This is a genomic window from Candidatus Nanopusillus massiliensis (assembly GCF_920984865.1).
The window spans coordinates 487,273-487,483 of sequence record NZ_OV100765.1; the positions used below are offsets into that span (position 1 = coordinate 487,273).

Annotated in this window: 1 protein-coding gene and 1 pseudogene (both running past the window's edge); both read right to left on the bottom strand. The window is 28.4% G+C overall.

Annotated features, from left to right (window positions below; genetic code table 11):
- Positions 1–8: pseudogene (locus tag LUA84_RS05460) on the bottom strand (hypothetical protein) (its annotated part extends 127 nt beyond the left edge of the window); the annotation flags it as partial.
- Positions 9–141: 133 nt separating this feature from the next.
- Positions 142–211: the final stretch of an aldehyde ferredoxin oxidoreductase N-terminal domain-containing protein gene (locus LUA84_RS03425; protein ID WP_457913380.1), read on the bottom strand. The gene runs 254 nt beyond the window's last position; the window shows 70 of its 324 coding nt (coding positions 255–324); its start codon lies beyond the right edge, outside the window; its stop codon occupies positions 142–144.

Below are 211 nucleotides of genomic sequence, written 5' to 3' on the forward strand. Positions count from 1 at the left end.
GCCTTTGTATATTTTTTACATCATATTGGACAACCCCAACATACTGATTCCCTTGTCTTTTCTTGATCTAAATATTCTTTTACAATTGTTTGCTCCAGATAATTTATTAAAATCTGAAAATATATTTGTTTGATAATTTTTTCAGAGTATCATGCCCTTTTCTCCTAAAGCTTTTGCTAAAAATCCTGCAGTTCCATATTTTGGTAATATT